Genomic DNA, 19,343 nt, shown 5'->3' on the forward strand with positions numbered 1-19,343 from the left:
ACGAGTTCGACCCTACGGTCCGGGCGGCGGAAGGGTGCCCCGATGGATCGGTGGAGCTTGTGACGCCGGTGTGTCAACGCACGGCCGGGCGGCTTTGTTTCACGCTGCGGTCGCTGTGGCGAGCGCCGCCTCGGACGGTTTCACGACGACGAATCCCTGGCCCGGTGCGGCGGCGAACCCCTCGGTATGTCCGGCGAGATGCTCGGAGATCGGCGTCCTCATGTGGTACAGGACCACCGAGGAGGAGACGCCGAAGATGGCGGGCGAGTCCACGAAGAGCGGGGCCTCGGCCTTGAGGTAGTCCAGTCCAGCCTGCATATGGGCGGCGGTGACGGTTCCGCCGGCGCCGGGGCGGTGCTCGACGATCTGCTGCACCATGGCCTCGCAGATCGGGGCGAATTCGGCATCCTCGTCGATGGCCCGGTCGGTCCGTTCCGTCACGGCCCGGTAGACGGGCAGGTCCATGAGCTCGGACAGGGCCCGCACCCGGAAGCGTGCGGCGTCCGGACCCAGCCGCTCCAGCGACCGCCGGATGCGGCGCCGGACGTCCTTGAGCGTGGTCCGCACCGATTTGGCGGCGCTCTCCGGGGTGCGCCCGTCGGCGACGAGCATCGAGTCGATATGGGTGTCGACGTACACGACGTCGATCTGCTCGAAGGCGTCGCCCGCCCATGACAGGAGGGCGGTGAGCCGGTCCTGGTTGAAATAGCTGTTGCCCGCGCTGATGCCGATGAGGGCGTGCTCGCCCCGCCGCCATAAGGTGCGGCAGCGTTCGCTGAGCGGCTCCGCCTCCATCACCAGGGCCGGGGACGGGGATTGGGCCGGGGACTGTGTAAAGACACCCTCCGTCATGACGTCAGCTCCTGCAGTGCGGTGGCGGTCTGCAGGCACAATTCGTCCAGAATTCCGGCGAGATCGATGTCGCCGCCCATGGGCGAGAACATGACCCCGTCCAGGCGCTCCCGCACCGCGGTGAGCGCGGGGGTGCTCGCCCCGGCCTTCTCCAGAATCTCCAGCGTGCGGCGGGCGGCGTCCGCGCAGCGGAACGCGCCGTAGTCCGCGGGTTCTTCGAGGAGCCCGCGGCCGCTGCTCAGGAGGTAGGCGGCCAGGAGGGCTATTTCCTCATGCAGTCGGTTCTGCGACAGCACCGTTTCCCCAGGATTCATAGCTGATCACCTCGTTCTTGTCACGACGTTCGGACGGCGTGGGCCCCTGCGCGGGACGGCCGACGGGCACCAGCAGCAGCGGTTCCAGGTGCTCCGGCAGGTTCAGCAGCAGCCGGAGCACCTCCTCGCGGAAGCTGCTGACGGGGCAGCCGCCCAGTCCCATGGCGTGTGCGGAGAGCAGCAGGTTCTCCACCGCCATGGCGACGCAGAGCTTCGACGTCTCGTAGATCTTCCGGGATATGCCGCCGGAAAAGCCGGCGGCCATGCGCCGGTCGACACAGGCCACGACAATGAATGCGGGCGTGCCGATCATTCCCGGCGAAAACGCCCGGAGACGCCGCACGTTTTCCGGTTCCCGCACCACGACGAACGACCACGCCTGTTTGTTGGAGGCGGTGGGCGCCGCGAGCATGCATTCCAGCAGTTGCTCGACGGTCGCGTCGTCGACGGGTTCGGCGGCATAATTCCGCAGCACGCTCCGCGTACGCAGGACGTGGAGCGTCTCCGGCAATGGAGTGCTCGGCATCACTTCCCTTTCCCCAGCCAAGTCTCAGGTATCACATGCGGCACAGGCGCCCCATGTGTATCGCACATGAGCAAGGCCATTCAAGGCTTGTTCGAGTGAATAAACCTTGAAATAAAGTGGAGTTGAGCACTCAGGGGCGATTTTCGGCCGCACCGTGCAGAACCGGCCGGAAAAACGGAACCGCCCCGACCGGGCGAACCGGTCGGGGCGGAACAGAGTCCCCGAAAGAGAACTGACGGGACGTCAGGCCAGCGAGGCGACAGCCTGGTTGAAGGTCTCGGACGGACGCATCACGGCCGCGGCCTTGGCCGGGTCGGGCTGGTAGTAGCCGCCGATGTCGGCGGGCTTGCCCTGGACGGCGTTCAGCTCCTCCACGATCTTCTGCTCGTTGGCGGTGAGCTGCTCGGCGAGCGGGGCGAAGGCCTTGGCCAGCTCCGCGTCGTCGGTCTGCTTCGCCAGCTCCTGGGCCCAGTACAGGGACAGGTAGAAGTGGCTGCCACGGTTGTCGATGCCGCCGACGCGACGCGTCGGGGACTTGTCCTCGTTCAGGAAGGTCGCCGTGGCGCGGTCGAGGGTGTCGGCGAGGACCTGGGCACGCTGGTTGCCCGTGGTCTTCGCGTACTGCTCCAGCGAGGGAACCAGCGCGAAGAACTCGCCCAGCGAGTCCCAGCGCAGGTAGTTCTCCTTGACCAGCTGCTGGACGTGCTTCGGCGCGGAACCGCCGGCGCCCGTCTCGAACAGGCCGCCGCCCGCCATCAGCGGGACGACCGACAGCATCTTGGCGCTGGTGCCCAGCTCCAGGATCGGGAACAGGTCGGTCAGGTAGTCGCGGAGCACGTTGCCGGTGACGGAGATCGTGTCCTCGCCGCGGCGGATACGCTCGATCGACAGCTTGGTGGCCTCGACCGGGGCGAGGATGCGGATGTCCAGGCCCTCGGTGTCGTGCTCCTGCAGGTACTCCCCGACCTTGGCGATCAGCTGGGCGTCGTGGGCACGGTTCTCGTCCAGCCAGAAGACGGCCGGGGCACCGGTGGCGCGGGCACGGGTGACGGCGAGCTTGACCCAGTCGCGGATCGGCTCGTCCTTGGTCTGGCAGGCGCGGAAGATGTCGCCGGCCGAGACGACCTGCTCCAGGACGGCGTTGCCGGCCTGGTCGACCAGGCGGACGGTGCCGGTGACCGGGATCTCGAAGGTCTTGTCGTGGCTGCCGTACTCCTCGGCCTTCTGCGCCATGAGGCCCACGTTCGGGACGGAACCCATGGTGGACGGGTCGTAGGCGCCGTGGGCGCGGCAGTCCTCGATGACGGCCTGGTAGACACCGGCGTAGCTGCTGTCCGGCAGGACCGCGAGGGTGTCGGCCTCCTGGCCGTCCGGGCCCCACATGTGGCCGGAGGTGCGGATCATGGCCGGCATGGAGGCGTCGACGATGACGTCGCTCGGCACGTGGAGGTTGGTGATGCCCTTGTCCGAGTCGACCATCGCCAGGGCCGGGCCCTCGACGAGCTCGGCGTCGAAGGACGCCTTGATCTCGGCGCCGTTCGGCAGCGACTCCAGGCCCTTGAAGATGCCGCCGAGCCCGTCGTTCGGAGTCAGGCCGGCCGCGGCCAGGTCGGCGCCGAAGGCGGCGAAGGTCTTCGGGAAGAAGGCCCGCACCACGTGGCCGAAGACGATCGGGTCGGAGACCTTCATCATCGTGGCCTTCAGGTGCACGGAGAACAGCACACCCTCGGCCTTGGCCCGGGCGACCTGGGCCGTGAGGAACTCGCGCAGGGCCGCGACGCGCATGACGGACGCGTCGACGACCTCGCCCGCGAGCACGGGCACCGACTCGCGCAGCACGGTGGTGCTGCCGTCGTCACCCACGAGCTCGATGCGGAGGGCGCCGTCCTCGGCGATCACGGTGGACTTCTCGGTGGAGCAGAAGTCGTCGACGCCCATGGTGGCGACGTTCGTCTTCGAGTCGGCGCTCCAGGCACCCATGCGGTGCGGGTGCGTCTTGGCGTAGTTCTTGACCGACGCGGGGGCGCGGCGGTCGGAGTTGCCCTCGCGCAGGACCGGGTTGACGGCGCTGCCCTTGATCTTGTCGTAGCGGGCGCGGATCTCGCGCTCCTCGTCCGACTTCGGGTCGTCCGGGTAGTCCGGCAGCGCGTAGCCCTGCTGCTGCAGCTCGGCGATCGCGGCCTTCAGCTGCGGGATCGAGGCCGAGATGTTCGGCAGCTTGATGATGTTGGCCCCGGGCGTCTTGGCCAGCGCACCGAGCTCGGCGAGGGCATCGCCGATGCGCTGCCCCTCCTCCAGGTGCTCGGGGAAGCTCGCGATGATCCGGCCGGCCAGCGAGATGTCACGGGTCTCCACGGCGACCCCGGCCGCGGCGGCGTACGCCCGGACCACCGGCAGGAACGAGTACGTCGCCAGGGCGGGGGCCTCGTCAGTGTGCGTATAGATGATCGTCGAGTCAGTCACCGGGTGCTCCGCTTCACGTCTGTAACATTGCTCGACATCAAGATATCTCGTGAACGGGGGTGTCTCGACAGGGGCCTGTCATGCGCCCCGGGGCACCGCCGTCATCAGCAGCGACGACGGCCGGGGGATGCTGACCGACCTGACCTCGCGCGGGATGGCCTCGCTCACGGGCCTGAGGCGCCAGCGGGACGCGATCGTGGCCAGGGCCACGGTCATCTCGGTCCAGGCGAAGGCGTCGCCCAGGCATTTCCGGTTGCCTGCTCCGAACGGGAGGAAGGCACCCCGGCCCGGCCGGTCGGCGGGCGGGGCGAGCCAGCGGTCCGGGTCGAAGCGGTGCGGGTCCCGGTAGCGCCGGGGGTCGCGGTGGAGCGCGTAGATGCTGAAGGCGACCTCGCTGCCCTCGGGGAGGTGCACCCCGCCGAGCTCCACGGACTCCCTGGCCCTGCGCATCGACAGGGGGATCGCGTGCAGGCGCAGGACTTCATCGAGCACCGCCGTGGTGTACGGGAGGGCACCGGAAACCGCGTAGGCCGCGCCGGTGCCGGCGGATTCGCCGATCTCCGCGTGCAGCCGTCGGTCCGCATCGGGTGCACGGCCCAGTTCGTGGAAGGCCCAGGCGAGTGCCGCGGACGTGGTCTCGGTGGCGGCCACCGTGATGGTGATGAGTTCGTCCCGGACCTGCTCCGGGCTCATGGCCTCGCCGGTGTCGGCGTCGCGCGCCGCCAGGAGCAGCGACAGGAGGTCGCCGTGATCGGCGCCGGCCTCCTTGTACCGGGCGATCACCTGGTCGAACTCACGGCGCAGCCGGGCGGCGGCGGTGTCGAACCTGCGGTTGACGGGCACGGGCAGGTGGTCCAGGAACTTCGGCAGCACGGCCCGGGTGACGGCGTCACGCATGATCACCGGCAGCGAGCGCTGCATCTCCTCGACGGCAGGGCGGGCCATGCGCGAGGCGAACATCGCTTCGGCGAAGGTGGCCAGCACCAGCTCGGTGATCTCCCGGTTGAGCTCGACGATCTGCCCGGGCCGCCACGACTCCGCGAGGTCACGCGCATGGCGGGCCATGATCTCGATCCAGCCTCCCACCCTGCTGCGGTGGAACGCAGGGCGTACGAGACGCCGTTGGCGGTCGTGGAACTCCCCGTCGGACGTGGCGAGACCGTTGCCGAACAACTGCCGCACCCGGTCGGCGTGCCGGCCCCGGTCGAAGCCGCGCGCGCGATCGACCAGGACGTCGCGGACCAGTTCGGGAGAGGTGACGAAGTACACCGGCCAGGTACCGAGGTCCACCCGGACGGTGTCCCCCGACTCGTGCAACGACTCCAGGAAACCCAGGGGGTCCCGCCAGAGCGCCATTGTGTGGCCGAGCAGGGGCATACGCCCCGGCGCGGCCGGTACCCCGGGAACCTTGCTGCTCACGTGGTCCATTCCCCTGTACGGATCGGTGGGTTCAGTGAGTGATGAGGACGTCGTCGAAGGTGCCTTTGATCCTCGGGAGCCCGAGGTCGTACCGGCGGGTCTCCCGGATCCAGACGAGGTCGGCGAAGGCGTACGCCCTCAGATCGGTGGCGAGACGAGCCGCCTCGGCAGCGGCTTCCGGAGGCAGTCCGAGCGAGTCGGCGAGACCGGGAAGCTGCTCCTCGATGTCCAGGAAGATCTGTTGCCGCTGCTTGGCCCGGTCCAGCACCCGGGCCACGGCCTCCGCCAGGGTGCACCCCTCGCTCGCGGCGACGACCCGGACGACGTTGCAGGTCTGCCCGTCGGCGATGTCCTTCTCCAGGCCGTAGACGTCGTTGTGCCAGGCCAGGATGTCGGCGAAGCACAGGGCCAGTTCGCGGAAGAGCAGGCTGTCGCGCAGCGCGTCGGGGATGCGGATGCGCGAGACGATCTCCAGGACGTCCACCTGGAAGAGCATCGCGATGGTGTTGCGGCGCATGGTGACGAACGTGGCCGCGTCGGGGACCCGGCCCTTCGCGTGGTAGCGGTTCTGCAGCACGATGGCCTGCATGTAGTCCAGGAAGTGTCCGGTGATGCGCTGCCGCGCCCGCGGCGGGAGCCCTGCCGTCAGCCGGGGCCAGAGGTCGGCGAATCCCGCGATCACGGGGTTGTCCTGCGTGCCCTGCAGGCCTTCCGGCCCCTTCGTGGCGATGGCCCGCATGTCGCGCAGGACGCGGCGCATGCGCTCTTCGCGCTCGCCCCAGTCGTAGTTGTCGTACTGGTCGTCGGACAGGGACCCCCAGCAGAACCACTGGATGCCGAGCACCAGCTGCTGCAGGCCCACCGTCGGCGTCGAAATGCCGTGGTACAGACCGAACTTGAAGGAGCGCAGGTGCCGTTCCTGTGCCTCGGAGGTGAGGAACCCGAGCCGCCACAGCCAGGCGATCACCTCGTCCTCGGCCTGTGCCGCGGCCGGGTTGACCATCGGGCAGGGCGGGTCGTAGAAGCCGTCGACGAGGACGGACAGATCGATCATCGGCATGGGACGGCCTCCTTCTCGGGGGTCGGGGAACTCATGAGGTGCGCTCCGTCGCACTGTCCGCGACGCGCCGGAGCATCGCGACGACGGCCTGCGGGAAGGGGGCCCGGTCCAGCGCGTGCAGGGCCTCCCTGCGACGTCCGGCGATCAGGCGTTCCACTTCCTGGCGGGCCAGGGTCTCCTCCAGGACGGTGCGGACGGCACACGCCTGTGCCGCGTCGAGAGCGGGGTTGCCCACCGAGGCCTGCAGGATGCCGAGTTGGGCCGGGGTGGCCCGCATGGCGGCAAAGGCCATCAGGGCCGTCTGCTTGCCCTCCCGCAGATCGTCCAGCGTGGGCTTGCCCGTCTCCGCACTGTCTCCGAAGACACCGAGGAGATCGTCCCGGAGCTGGAAGGCCTCGCCGATCGGAAGCGCGAACGCGGAACAGGCCTCGGTCACGGACCTGTCGGCTCCGGCCAGTACGGCGCCGAGGTGCAGGGGGCGTTCGAAGGTGTACTTGGCCGTCTTGAACCGGATCGTGGTCAGGGCCTGCTGCACGTCACCGTCCAGCCCGCCGGTGTTGAGCAGGTCCAGGTATTGACCGAGCACGACCTCCGTGCGCATGGCATGCAGAACCGGCAGGGCGGCACGCAACTGGGTGGCGGTGAGGCCGGCGGTCTGAAGTATTTCGTCGGACCAGGAGAGCGCCAAGTCCCCGAGCAGAATGCCCGTGTTGCGACCGAATTTACTGCTGTCCCCCGGAAGGCCGCGGCGACGGTGCATCGTCGTCAGTGCCCGATGCGCACTCAACCGCCCCCGGCGGGTCTCGCTTTCGTCCATGACGTCGTCGTGGATGAGGGCGAAGGCATGGAACAGTTCCAGGCTCGCCGCCACCCGCAGCAACGGCCCGAGGTCCCCCTTGCCACGGGCGGCTTGCCATCCGCATATGCACATCGTCGGCCGGATCAGCTTGCCACCCGCAAGCACCAGGCCCCGCAATACGGCGACAAGGTCGGCAAGGTGTTGCGAGGCGGCCGAACGTATCCGGTCGGCAAAGAAATTCTCCAGAACTGTCCTGACCTCGCAGCGAATCCGCGCCGGCGTCAGGACCCCCGACATGGCGAGCATGGCCACGGCTCGATCCCCTTCGCATCGTTGCGCCGACCCGGTGAGGCGAAAGCCACCGGATCGCCAGCAGAGAATCCTTGAGGATTCTGAGGAATGCGTTCGGCGTACCGGAACGAACCATTCAGGAAAGGCCAAAGCTTTCTCTTCCCGAATGGACGCAACCGAGCCTTTCCCATTCACCGTTCATACAAACCGTACGGCGCGTGCCTGGACCGGCGCAGACGACAGCGAATCTTTTCGGGGCGCGCGCATATGCCCGCACGCGCCCCACCCTCCTCACAGGGCCTGCGCAGGCAGCCTTACGGCGATTCGCCGTTCAGCGGTGAATTCCCAGCCGGCGCGGCCGCAGGCCGGCGTCGGCCAATTCCCGGCGCGCCTTCGCCACCACGGCATCGGCACCGCAGGAGCTGGCGACCTCGACACCGCGGTACAGGCTCTCTGCCGCCTGCACCAGGCGTCCGGTGCGGCGCATCGCAGCACCGAGGTCGACCAGGGCACAGGCGAGTTCGTAGACCGAAGGCGACTTTTCCAGGTGACCGACGGCCTTCTGCAGCAAGTCGGCGCTCTCGGGCCCGTCGTGGACCCGGCCCGCCGCATACAGGGCCTGCCCGATCGCCGATTCCGTGCCGAAGCGCTCGGCACGCTGCACCGCTTCCTTCGCCAGGTGCCGCGCCCGCTGGGGGCTGGTGTCGGACGTGGCGAGGGCCAGGTTCGGCTGCCAGGGGCACCAGGCGGGATTGTGCACGCCCCGCCGGTCGAGGCGGCGCCCCACCGCGGCGAGTTCCTCGACGGCCTCCCCGTGCGCACCCTGTGCCAGCCGCAGTTCACCGAGGACCGCCTGGGCGTCCGGAATGATCACGACGGGTGGGAACGGCTTCCCGAACGCGTACCGGACGGCCAATTCCTGGGCGGCGTCGACCTGGCCGCGGGCCAGCAGGATCTCGATGAGGGTACTCACCGCATACCACTGCGCGGGGGTGCCGGAGCCGACCCGGTCGGCCGCCCACAGCCCGGCGCGCGCGAAGTCCTCGGCGTCGGACAGCCGCCCGGTGCGGTACCGGACGTATCCCAGCAGCGTATAGCCGATGGCCAGTTGGCCACCGCGCCATCCCTTGCGCTCGGAATCGGCGATGCCTTCGGCGAAGAGCTCCTCCGCCCGCTCGGGCCGGTCGCAGTACATGAAGGTGAGCGCCAGAAGCATCGGCACCTCGGAGCCCCAGTGCTGGTCGGTCCAGCTCAGACCGGACCCCAGGGCCCGCTCCGCGTGGTCCAGGGCGATGGCGGCCGGCTCACCGCGGACCATGGCGTCCCACGCCCTCAGCCCCAGCGCGTACCGCTCGGTGAGGTCACGTCCGGTCAACCGCTGGGCGAGCTGGGTCAGCAGCCGCGAGCGCCCCGGGCCGTCCTCCTCCTCGGCCGTGAAAGCCGCGCGCAGGAAGTGCTCGGTGTGCATCCGCAGCCGGATCCGCGGGTCGGTGGTCGCCTGCGCCTCCGCCGCCAGTACCTCGGCCGCTTCCCTCACTTGTCCGGCATGCGCCAGGGACCGTGCCAGCCGGATGACGGCGTCCACGCGCATGTCCTTGCCGAGCAGCGGCTCCTCCAGCGCCGCCCGGAGGTGGTTGACCGTGACCGACGGGTCGTACAACAGGGCCGGGCTGCCCAGCTCGTACAGCACGGTGGCCTTCATCTCCGCAGGCGGGGGCTCGCGGAGGGCGCGGTCCAGGCACCGCCGGGCCGCATCGGGCGCACCCGTGCGCAGGTATTCGCGCGCTGCCTCCTGCAGGTGGCCCGCCACCCATTCGTCTTCCTCGGGGTGGGTCTCCAGCAGGTGACGGGATGCCACTGCCGCGCCCCTCCCGGCCTCGATGAGCTCCCAAGCGGCCTTGCCGTGCAGGGCCACCCGCATGGCGGGAGGGATGTCGCGGTAGACGGCCGTCGCGATCAGCGGGTGGCCGAACTCCGGCCTCTCGACGCCCCGCACGATCTCCGCGGCCGCCAGCCGGTCGAGGGCCTCACCCGCCTCCGTGGGGCTCAGCCCCGCCACCGAGGCGGCCAGCGATGCCGACGCCTCCGTACCGAGAACGGCCACGGCCCAGGCCATCCGGACGACGGAGGTGCCCATCCGCTCCAGCCGGTCCAGTACACCGGCACCGGACATGGCGCCGGACATGTCGTGGAGCTGCGGCGCGTTCTCGCGCGTCGGGGCCAGGCCCTCCTCGCGCACGGCAACGGCCAGTTCGACCGTCTCGAAGGGATTACCGCCGGTGATCTTCCACGCCTCGCGGCCGAACTCCTCGTCGACCTCGGCATCCGGTCCCAGCTCGCGGGCCACGAGCGTGGTGACGGCCGCCGGGCTGAGCGGCGCCAGGTCCAGTGGACGCATCCGGTTCCGGCTCAGCATGTCGCCGAACGCCCGCGGGATGTCGGGCACTTCGTCGGGGCGGTAGGCGACGACCACCAGGACCGGCAGGTCGTCGACACGGCCGGCGAAGGAGGAGAGCCACGTCAGCGACTCGGGATCCGCCCAGTGCGCATCGTCCAGGACCACGACCAGACTGCCGCGGGACACGGCCACGTTGGTGACCAGCCAGTCCAGCCCGTCGCGCACACCCTGCGGGTCGGGTTCCGCCGAGTCGGCTGCGGGGCACAGCCCCAGGACGGGGCCGACGATGCTGTACCAGTCCCCCAGCACGTTGTGCCGCTCGGACTCGGTGTACGAGGCCAGGAGCGGCTGGAGAAGCTGCCGCAGGACGTAGAAGGCCGAGCTCTGCTCGTTCTCACCGCCGCGGGCGAACAGCGTCGTGCACTCCTGTTCCCGGGCGAGATGCCGGACTTCCGCCAGCAGCGTGGTCTTGCCCGCGCCGGCCGGTCCCGCAAAGCTGAGCACTCCGCCACGGGGTGCCCGCTTCCCCTCTTCCGCTCCCCCGGCGGCCGTGCATCCGGCGAGCTTGTCCAACGCTTCCCTCGCCGCAGCACGTTGGGCATCGCGCTCAAGGGTCTCCGCAGGCACCCACCCGTCCGGCGGGCGTGTCTCCGGCGCTTCTGCGGACTGCGTGTCGACCCGACCCGTCACTGTGCCTCCCGATGAGATGCTGCGCCGCGCGCACCGCCGCTCCCGCTCGGTGACGGAACGGACGGGGCCGGCCCGCTGGGACCCTGCGGTGCGGCCCACGGCATCGCGTAGCGTAGGCCTGGCCGAGGTTCTGATGGCGCGTTTCTGCAATTGCCGGGACGCCCGATACCTGATGTGATGATCGGCCTTGCGATCACCCTGGCTGCTGCGGTAGAAGACGCATCCTCGCGGCACCGCCGGAGCGGCCCGAACCGCCCCTTTCCCCCGATCCCGGAACCCCCGGCATGGTTCCCCTGTCTCTAAAGGTGACCATGTACGCGCCCCCAGGGGCGCCCGGCCACATCCGGAGCGAGCTCTACCGATGACGTACTCCCCGCCGACCTCCTACCGGTCCCGGCGCCGCGCGTCCTCGCGCGCCAAGCGCTGGGGCATCGTCGTGGCGTGCATAGCCGTGCTCGGTGCCGTCGCCTGGCCCGTCCTGAACTATTTCGACGTCTTCTCCGACAAGGGCGACGCCATCTCCTTCGGCGGTTCGTCCGACGGCAAGGGGTCCGCCGGTTCCAAGGCCCTGATGCCCACCGGGCCCAAGGCCGATTTCACGGTCTCCGGCACCGTTCCCGAGGACGGCAGCAAGATCGCCGTGACGACGTACCAGGGCAAGCAGTCCGGTTTCACGGGCAAGGTCTGGGTCTGGGCACCCAAGCAGTACAACGACCCGAAGTACAAGGACAGCGGCTTCCCCGTGCTGATCGCGCTGCCCGGCGGCGCGGGATACCCCAACAACTACTGGATGGGGACGAACCTCAAGCTGGAGGCGTCCATCCAGAAGTGGGCGGACGCGGGCGAGAGCCTGCCCTTCATCCTCGCCATGCCCGTGCTCAACCCCGAGAACCACGATCTGGACAAGCACGACCCGAAGGCCGGCCTGTACTGGGACGGCAGCGACATCCCCGGCCAGCCCAAGATGGGAACCTGGCTGACCGAGGACGTGCCCCAGCTGATCAAGGAGAACTTCCGCACGATCAAGTCGCGTGACGGCTGGGCCTTCATGGGCTCCTCCACCGGCGGCTCCGCGGGCCTGAAGTCCGTGCTGCAGAAGCCGGACAAGTTCAAGGCCGTCATCGCCTCCGGTCCCGACATCGTGCCCGACTCCCGCCTGTGGGCCGGGCACGAGAAGGAGAAGGAGGACAACGACTCCAACGTGCTGGCCAAGCGCCTCATCGCCAAGGGCGGTCCGGACGTCTACCTGGGGCTCCAGGTCGGCGCGAGCGAGCCCGTGAAGCCGCCGATCGACAAGTTCGTCGCGACGTACGGCAACAAGGGGCCGGTCAAGACCAAGTACCACGTCATCCCGGACGGCGACCACAACGCCGCGACGTACGTGCCGAACATGGAGTCCGGCGGACTGATCCAGTGGATCAGCCAGCACATGCAGGGGCCGGTCTCGTAGATCACGCGTACCGCCGCCGGGCCACCGGATTCACGGAAAAGCAACGGAAAAGCACTCGTCCGGGTGCGGTTCGGTGATTGCCGGTCCCGGCCCGGCGCGGAAGGCTCTGTGGCCGTGACTCAACACGGCAGCTATGAACTGGTCCGCACCACCTTGATCCGGACCGTGGGGGCCAATCCTGCGAAGATCGCGCCCGACACCACGTTCGGTGATCTGCGTCTGGACTCCCTGGCCCTGGTCGAGCTGGCCCTCGCCCTGGAGGAGCGCACCGGGAGGCCGATGCCCGAGGTCACCGAGCACAGCACGCTGGCCGACGTCGCGGAGCTGATCGATGCGGCCGGTGCGGACCCGTCCGTGCCGGCCGCACGCACGCCCGGTCCTGCCGCCAGCAACGTCTGATGCCCCGGACGCACCCGGTGGCCGTCACCGGACTCGGCCTCGTCACCCCTGCCGGGATCGGCGAACAGCCCACCTGGCACGGCCTGCTGGCCTCCCGCACCACCGCCGCCCGCGACCCGGTACTCGCCGGGCTCCCCGTGGACATCTCCTGCCAGGTGCCGGACTTCGACGCGCACCGCCTCATCGGCAGGCACCTCGCCTGGCGGCTCGACCGCGCAGGCGCGATGGCCGTCCTGGCCGCCCGGCACGCCACCGCCGACGCCGGCCTCTCCCCCGCCGAGTGGGACGCCGCCCGCGTCGGCGTGGTGATCGGCACCGGGACCGCCAGCATGGAGCGCTACGACGCGGAGTACGCCAAGCTCGGCGCCGGTCGCCCACTGGCCGTCTCGCCCTTGGCCGTCACCCGCAGCGTGCCCAACATGCCCGCCGCCGAGATCGCCCTCGACCTGACCGCCCGCGGCCCCAACTTCGCGGTCTCCACCGCCTGCGCCTCCGGCACCACCGCGCTCGGCGTCGCCCGCGACCTGCTGCGCGCCGGAACCTGCGACATCGTCCTGGCGGGCGGCACCGAATCGGCCCGCTGCCGGATGGCCGCGGCCTGCTTCCACCGCATGGGAGCCCTGTCCCGGCGCCTCGGCCAACCGGCCGCCGCCTCCCGGCCGTTCGACGCCGACCGCGACGGATTCGTCCTCGCCGAGGGTGCGGCGGTGCTCGTGCTGGAGCGTCCCGAGCACGCGCGGGCCCGCGGCGCCCGGCCCCGCGCCTACGTGGCGGGCTACGGCGCCAGTTGTGACGCCCACCACTTCGCGGCCCCCGACCCCGAGGGGCGCGGTGCCGCGGCGGCCCTCCGCGCCGCGCTCCGGGACGCCGGTCTGGACCCGGCCGACATCGGCCACGTCAACGCCCACGGAACCGGCACCCGCCTCAACGACCAGGCCGAATGCGAGGCGCTGCGCTCGGTGTTCACCGCCCCGCCTCCCGTCACCTCGCTCAAGGGAGCCCTCGGTCACGCCATGGGGGCCGCCGGCGCGATCGAGGCCGCCGTCACGGTGCTGGGCCTGCAGCACGGGACGGTACCGCCCACCGCCAACCTCGACCGGCAGGACCCGGACATCGATCTGGACATCGTGACGAAGGTCCCGCGCACCGTCGCCCCGACGGCAGCGGTCAGCACCTCCTTCGCCTTCGGCGGCCAGAACGCCGCCCTGGTCCTCCAGGCTGCCTGACGAGCCGTCAAGAAAGCAGGGACATCGTGGACGACGGACAAGAGCAGTGCTTCACCGTCAAGGGATTCCGGTTCCGGTGCACCATGTGGAAGCAGCGGGACACCTCGCTGGCGCCCTGCGTCGTCCTGCCCGGTCTGTACCAGACGGCGGCCCAGGTGAACGGGCTGGTGGTGAAGCATCTGCTGTCCCATATGACATGCATCGTCATTGAACCCCCGGGGCTGATGGGCACGGACAGCCTCCCCATGGAGCACGGGCCGGAGTTCCTCGCGGACGCTGTCCGTCAGGTGATCGGCGGCTACGGCCTCGGCCCGGTCAGCCTCGTGAGCATCTCCGCGGGAACGCCCATCGGCTACTTGACCGCCCTGCGTTTCCCCGAGTGTGTGCTCCGGTCCGTCTTCATCGGATTCGTGGGCCGTCCCGCACCGCGGACGGACAACGAGACGGCGATCTCGCTGCTCGACGCCGGCCGCCTCGCCGACTGGGCCGACATGGTGCTGGGGCGCCTGATCTGCCAGGACCCGGACCGTCGTGTGCGGGGGCGGGCCGTGATCACGAGTCTGATCCGGCGGCGCATCATGAACGGCGACCGCTCCGACATCGAGCAGATGATCCACATCCTGCGCCGGAACATCCGGCACCGCGACTGGTTCCCGGGCGTGGGCCTCCGGCAGCCCGCCCTGTTCTTCACCGGCGAGCACGACACCGCCACACCACCCGCGTCCGCCCTGCAGGCCGCCGCACTGTGCGCGGACGCGCGGGTCACCAGCGTCAGGGAGTCCGACCATATGGTTCTGCTCCAGCGGCCGGCCGAGGTGGCGGAGCTTGTCGTCCGTCACTGCTCCGGTGGGAGCCTGGAGAACCTGCCGTACTGCCACCCCGTGGAGTACTTCGGCTCGGCCACCCCGGAAGCCACCAGTTCCAGCGCCCCAGCACCTGCATGAGCGCGGGCATGAGGACGAGCCGCACGAGCGTGGCGTCCAGGGCGACGGCGACGGCCACGGCGAAGCCGAACTGCCGTACCTGCGCGCTGCCGACGACGAGGAACGAGGCGAAGGCGGCCACCATGATGGCCGCGGCCAGGGAGATCGGCACCGCGGTGCGGGCCAGGCCCTCGGCCACGGCGCGGGTGTTGTCGCCGGTCGCCAGGAACTGCTCGCGCATCCGGCGTACCAGGAACATCTCGTAGTCCAGCGACAGCCCGAACAGCATGACGACGGTGATCAGCGGCACGAAGTGGTTGATCACCGGGCGCCCGCCCGTGCCCAGCCAGGGCGCGCAGACGGCCAGGATGCCGAACGTGGCCGCGGCCACTGCCACGTTGACGACGACGGCCTTGAGCGGGAGCAGCAGGCTGCGGAAGGCGACCAGGAGAAAGAGGAAGGCACCGGCCAGGAGGCAGCCGGCGACGGTCGTGACGCTGCCGTCCACATCCGCCCGCTGGTCGGCCAGTGCGCCGGGCACGCCGCCCACCGACGCCGTCCGGCCGGGCGGCAGTACGGCGGGCAGGATGCGGTGGCGGATCCGGTGGAGGAGTTCGGCAGTGGGGGCCGAGTCGAGTGGCGTGCGCGGCAGGACCATCACCAGTGTCGTGCCCCGCTGGTTGTCGACGGTCGCGCTCGCCGCGACACCGGGATCGGTCTCCAGGGCGGCCATCAGCCGGCCCAGCCCGGCAGGCGGCTCGGTGCCGGGGTGCGGCAGCACGACCATCAGGGTGGCGGCGGCCCCGTCCAGGCCGTCCCGCTCCAGGACGTGCAAGGCGGTGCCGCTCGGCGTGCCCGTCAGCGAGGCGCGGTCGAAGTCGAAACCGGTGTGCAGGCCGCCGGCCGGAAGGGCGGCCAGGACGAGGAGGGCGACGGCGGCGCAGATGGCCCGCCAGGGGTGCCGCATCAGGCGCAACGCCCATTGCTGCCAGCCGAGTTGGCCGGATCGCGGGCGGGCCGGTGCGGTGGCGCGCACGTACTGCGGCCACTGTGCGAGGCAGGCCGGCAGCAGCGTCACCGCCGCGAGCAGAGCCGTTGCCGTGACCGTGATGGCGCCCAGAGCGCACGTCCGGACGATCGGCATGCCCACGGCCAACAGGCTTGCCGCGCCGGTCATGAGCGTGAGGGCGGAGTAGCCGACGGTCTTGCCCGCGGTGACGACGCCGGCCACGGCGGCCCCGGGACCGTCCGCGCCCGCGGCGAGCCGTTCGCGGCAGCGCATGAGCAGCAGCAGGGCGTAGTCCAGGCCGGCACCGAGGCCGAGGGCGGAGGTGGTCGCCATGGTGAGGAGGTCGACGTGGCCGCCGCGGGCCGCCCCGTCCACCAGCGCCAGGGCCACCGCGACCGCGGAACCGGCCACCACCAGGGGCAGCACGGCCGGCAACGGGCGGCGCAGCACGGCGAACAGCGCAAGGAACGCCGCCAGCAGGGCGAGGGCATCGGCGAGCCGGACGGTCGGCATGACGGCTGTCTGCATGTCCTGTACGGCCGAGGTGGTGCCCAGCAGGTCGGCGCGGATCCGGCCGCCGGAGGCCCGTCCCGCGGCGCGCTCCGCCGTCAACTGCCAGTCATGTACGTGTGATTGGCGCTCCTGGACGGTGCCGGTGGCGCCGACCAGCCGGTACGCGCTGTGCACGGCGGTGTTCCCCGGTACGGGCAGGTCCACCACCCCGGACACGCCGGGCCGGGCGGCGAGCGCCGCCGAGACCTCGTCGACCGTCTTCCGGTAGAGGGGGCCGTCCACGGCCGGCGCGGCGGGGCCGGACGAGTGGAACACGAGGACCGTCTGTTCCGACCCCAGCTCGGGAAAAGCGCGCTGCAGGGCCCGGGCCGCCCGCGCGGATTCCGTCCCGGGGAGAAAGAAAGGCGGCGCCGACAGCGTTCCGGAAAATCCGGGAAGGGCGAGGGCGGAGAGCAGCAGCACCGCGGCCCATGCCCCCATGACCCATCGCCGCCGGCGCACCACCAAGGTCGCGAAGGCACGGACCAGGGCATCCGCCCTGCGTTCCCGGTGATCCGAAGTCCCCTGCCCGCCTTGCTCGTTGACCGGAGGAGCGGACACCGGGATCACAGAGAAACGCCTTTCCCGAGATTTACTGACGGCACGTCATACTATGCGGGACCGGAAATTCGAATTCCACCCGTAACGCACCCGCCGGAGAAAAAATGACAATCCCTCTGCGAAGAACCCGGTACCGCCGCCGCATTCTCGCCGCCGGGACGGCGGCGATGACGCTGACCGCCCTGGGCAGCGCCTCGGCCGCGGTCCCGCGCAACTCCGCGATGATCTCCCTGACGTGCGACGGGCACACGGCACCCCGCAGCCCCGTCGCCATCTCGCCCCCGCTCGGCATCCGGTCCCGGCACACCACGGTGCGCGGCACCCTGCTGCTCGACCACTGCTTCTCCCCCGACGGCAGCGCGGACCGGCTGCGCTCGGCCGCGGTCGACCTCGGACTCTCCGGCACGGCCTCCTGCTCCGGCGCGCACGACGTGACCGGGTCCGGCTACGTCACCTGGTACGCCACCCCCGACCGCACGGGCAGACCGGTCGGCAGGTCGACGCTCGGTGTCAGGCGGCCGCACGCGGACACCTGGTCCGCCGCGACTCCGCTGCCCGCGATCGCCGTCCGCACCGGGACCCTCGCCGGGCACACGGTCACCGTCGGCGCGGTCGGCACCCCCGCCGCCCTGCACTGCTCGACCCGGGGACTGCGGTCCCTCTCCGGCGCGTTCTGGGTGACCGTGCACCCTGGCAGCTGACGCGCCCCCTGCGCCAAGGTGTGCGGATGGCAGACGAGTTGAACACCCCTCGCCGCATAGCCGACGCCCACGTCGCGCAGGTCGCGGCCCTCGACCCGCTGGTCTCGGCGCGGCTGGGCCTGCACCCGGAGGACGACCGCCAGCCGGATCTGTCGCCGGACGGCTTCGACGCCCTCGCCGACGCGGCCCGCCGTACGCTGACCGCGCTGGATGCCGCGTCCCCCGCCCCGGAACCCGTCGAGCAGACCTGCGCCCGGCTGCTGCGCGAACGTCTCACCGCCGAACTCGCCGTGCACGACGCCGGGGACAACTTCCGGCAGCTCCGCAACGTCAACTCGCCCCTGCACAAGGTGCGGAGGATATTCCACCTGCGTCCCACCGCCGCCGAGGACGACTGGGCGATGACGGCCCGGCGGCTGCGCAACGTGCCCCGCGCGCTGGCCGGCTACCGCGCGACGCTGGGCGAGGGCATCTCCCGCGGCCTGCTGTCGGCACCCCGCCAAGCCGAGGCCTGCAGAGCCCAGTTGGGGGCGTGGACCGGCCAGGACACCGGGACCGCGGGCTGGTTCGCGGAGTTCGCCGCGAACGGGCCGGAGCGGCTCCGGCCCGAGCTGGACGCCGCCGCGCGCCGCGCCACCGCGGCCGTCGCCGCGTTCCGCGACTGGCTCCAGGACGTCTACCTGCCCGCGGCGGACGGCACTCCGGACGCCGTCGGCCGCGAACGCTACCTGCGCTCCGCCCGCTGGGCGACCGGAGCGGACCTCGACCCGGCCGAGGCCTACGCGTGGGCCTGGGAGGAGTTCCACCGCACGGCCGCCGAGATGCGCCGCGAGGCGGGCCGGGTGCTTCCGGGTGCGGACGTGCTGACGACCATGACACATCTCAACGAGCACGGTCACGCGGTGGAGGGCGAGGAGGCGGTCCGCGACTGGCTGCAGCAGATCATGGACGAGGCCGTCGCGGCCCTCGACGGCACCCACTTCGACCTCTCCGGCCCGCTCCGCCGGGTCGAGTCCCGGATCGCGCCCCCGGGCACGTCCCCGGCCCCGTACTACGTCGGCCCCAGCCTCGACTTCAGCCGGCCGGGGCGTACGTACCTGCCGACCCTGGGCCGGACGGTCTTCCCGACCTGGCAGCTCGTCAGCACCTGGTACCACGAGGGCGTCCCCGGCCACCACCTCCAGCTCGCCCGGCGGGCCGGACTCGCCGGGCGGCTCAGCCGGTACCAGGTCACCATCGGCTCGGTCGGCGCCGACACCGAGGGCTGGGCGCTGTACGCCGAGCGCCTCATGGACGAGCTCGGCTTCCTCACCGACCCCGCGCGGCGGCTCGGCTACCTGGACAAACAGATGCTCCGTATCATCCGGGTGATCGTCGACATCGGCATGCACCTGGAACTGACCGTCCCGGCCGGGGCCGGCTTCCATCCCGGCGAACGCTGGACCCCCGGGCTGGCCACCGCGTTCATGGCCGCCCACCACGGCAGCCCGGCCGCCCGGCGGACGGGCGAGATCGACCGCTACCTCGGCTGGCCCGGCCAGGCCATCGGCTACAAACTCGGCGAACGCGCCTGGCTGCAGGGCCGCGAAGCGGCTCGCCGCCGCCACGGCGCCGACTTCGATCTCAAGGTGTGGCACACGGCCGCGCTGTCCCAGGGGGCGCTGGGGCTCGACGACCTCGCGGAGAGCCTGGCGGCGCTGTAGGCGTGCG

The 19,343-nt window shown here is 70.9% G+C and carries 14 protein-coding genes; 5 read left to right on the forward strand and 9 right to left on the reverse strand.

Translation table 11 applies throughout. The features are described from left to right. Positions 1–99 precede the first annotated feature (99 nt). From HG542_RS05340 to HG542_RS05375, 8 genes are all read right to left on the reverse strand, one after another. Positions 100–795, reverse strand: a complete 696-nt coding sequence (locus HG542_RS05340; protein WP_229922638.1) for a tRNA-dependent cyclodipeptide synthase — start codon at positions 793–795, stop codon at positions 100–102. Between the two features lie 53 nt (positions 796–848). Continuing rightward, positions 849–1,166 (reverse strand): DUF6092 family protein, encoded by a 318-nt coding sequence (locus tag HG542_RS05345; protein WP_171078857.1) that lies wholly within the window; start codon positions 1,164–1,166, stop codon positions 849–851. After that, positions 1,123–1,677 carry a nitroreductase family protein gene (locus HG542_RS05350; protein WP_229922623.1) on the reverse strand — a complete coding sequence of 185 codons (555 nt, stop codon included), beginning with the start codon at positions 1,675–1,677 and terminating at the stop codon, positions 1,123–1,125. The genes HG542_RS05345 and HG542_RS05350 overlap by 44 nt, the downstream gene beginning before the upstream one ends. A gap of 258 nt (positions 1,678–1,935) precedes the next feature. Continuing rightward, positions 1,936–4,155, reverse strand: a complete 2,220-nt coding sequence (locus HG542_RS05355; RefSeq protein WP_171078859.1) for an NADP-dependent isocitrate dehydrogenase — start codon at positions 4,153–4,155, stop codon at positions 1,936–1,938. A gap of 78 nt (positions 4,156–4,233) precedes the next feature. Then, positions 4,234–5,574, reverse strand: a complete 1,341-nt coding sequence (locus tag HG542_RS05360; RefSeq protein WP_229922624.1) for a cytochrome P450 — start codon at positions 5,572–5,574, stop codon at positions 4,234–4,236. Between the two features lie 31 nt (positions 5,575–5,605). Next, on the reverse strand, positions 5,606–6,634 hold the full coding sequence (locus HG542_RS05365) for a terpene synthase family protein (protein ID WP_171078861.1): 1,029 nt from the start codon (positions 6,632–6,634) through the stop codon (positions 5,606–5,608). 31 nt (positions 6,635–6,665) lie between these two features. Beyond that, positions 6,666–7,739, reverse strand: coding sequence for a polyprenyl synthetase family protein (locus HG542_RS05370; RefSeq protein WP_306665276.1), 1,074 nt, complete (start codon positions 7,737–7,739; stop codon positions 6,666–6,668). 316 nt (positions 7,740–8,055) lie between these two features. Beyond that, on the reverse strand, positions 8,056–11,046 hold the full coding sequence (locus HG542_RS05375; RefSeq protein WP_308438052.1) for an ATP-binding protein: 2,991 nt from the start codon (positions 11,044–11,046) through the stop codon (positions 8,056–8,058). Between the two features lie 127 nt (positions 11,047–11,173). Between HG542_RS05375 and HG542_RS05380 the strand changes: the two genes are divergently transcribed. From HG542_RS05380 to HG542_RS05390, 3 genes are all read left to right on the forward strand, one after another. Further along, positions 11,174–12,262 carry an alpha/beta hydrolase gene (locus tag HG542_RS05380; protein WP_171078863.1) on the forward strand — a complete coding sequence of 363 codons (1,089 nt, stop codon included), beginning with the start codon at positions 11,174–11,176 and terminating at the stop codon, positions 12,260–12,262. A 114-nt stretch (positions 12,263–12,376) separates the two neighbouring features. After that, positions 12,377–12,661, forward strand: a complete 285-nt coding sequence (locus tag HG542_RS05385) for a phosphopantetheine-binding protein (RefSeq protein WP_218039002.1) — start codon at positions 12,377–12,379, stop codon at positions 12,659–12,661. Continuing rightward, entirely contained in the window at positions 12,661–13,887 is a 1,227-nt protein-coding gene (locus HG542_RS05390) for a beta-ketoacyl-[acyl-carrier-protein] synthase family protein (RefSeq protein WP_171078864.1), read from the forward strand. Before HG542_RS05385 ends, HG542_RS05390 begins: the two co-directional genes overlap by 1 nt. A gap of 771 nt (positions 13,888–14,658) precedes the next feature. Here HG542_RS05390 and HG542_RS05395 read toward each other — a convergent pair. Then, entirely contained in the window at positions 14,659–16,812 is a 2,154-nt protein-coding gene (locus HG542_RS05395) for an MMPL family transporter (RefSeq protein ID WP_171078865.1), read from the reverse strand. A 224-nt stretch (positions 16,813–17,036) separates the two neighbouring features. Between HG542_RS05395 and HG542_RS05400 the strand changes: the two genes are divergently transcribed. After that, positions 17,037–17,633, forward strand: a complete 597-nt coding sequence (locus tag HG542_RS05400) for a hypothetical protein (protein WP_171078866.1) — start codon at positions 17,037–17,039, stop codon at positions 17,631–17,633. A 26-nt stretch (positions 17,634–17,659) separates the two neighbouring features. Continuing rightward, positions 17,660–19,336 (forward strand): DUF885 domain-containing protein, encoded by a 1,677-nt coding sequence (locus tag HG542_RS05405; RefSeq protein ID WP_171078867.1) that lies wholly within the window; start codon positions 17,660–17,662, stop codon positions 19,334–19,336. The last annotated feature ends 7 nt before the right edge of the window (positions 19,337–19,343 follow it).

The organism is Streptomyces morookaense, assembly GCF_013030945.1.
Lineage (GTDB): Bacteria > Actinomycetota > Actinomycetes > Streptomycetales > Streptomycetaceae > Streptomyces > Streptomyces morookaensis.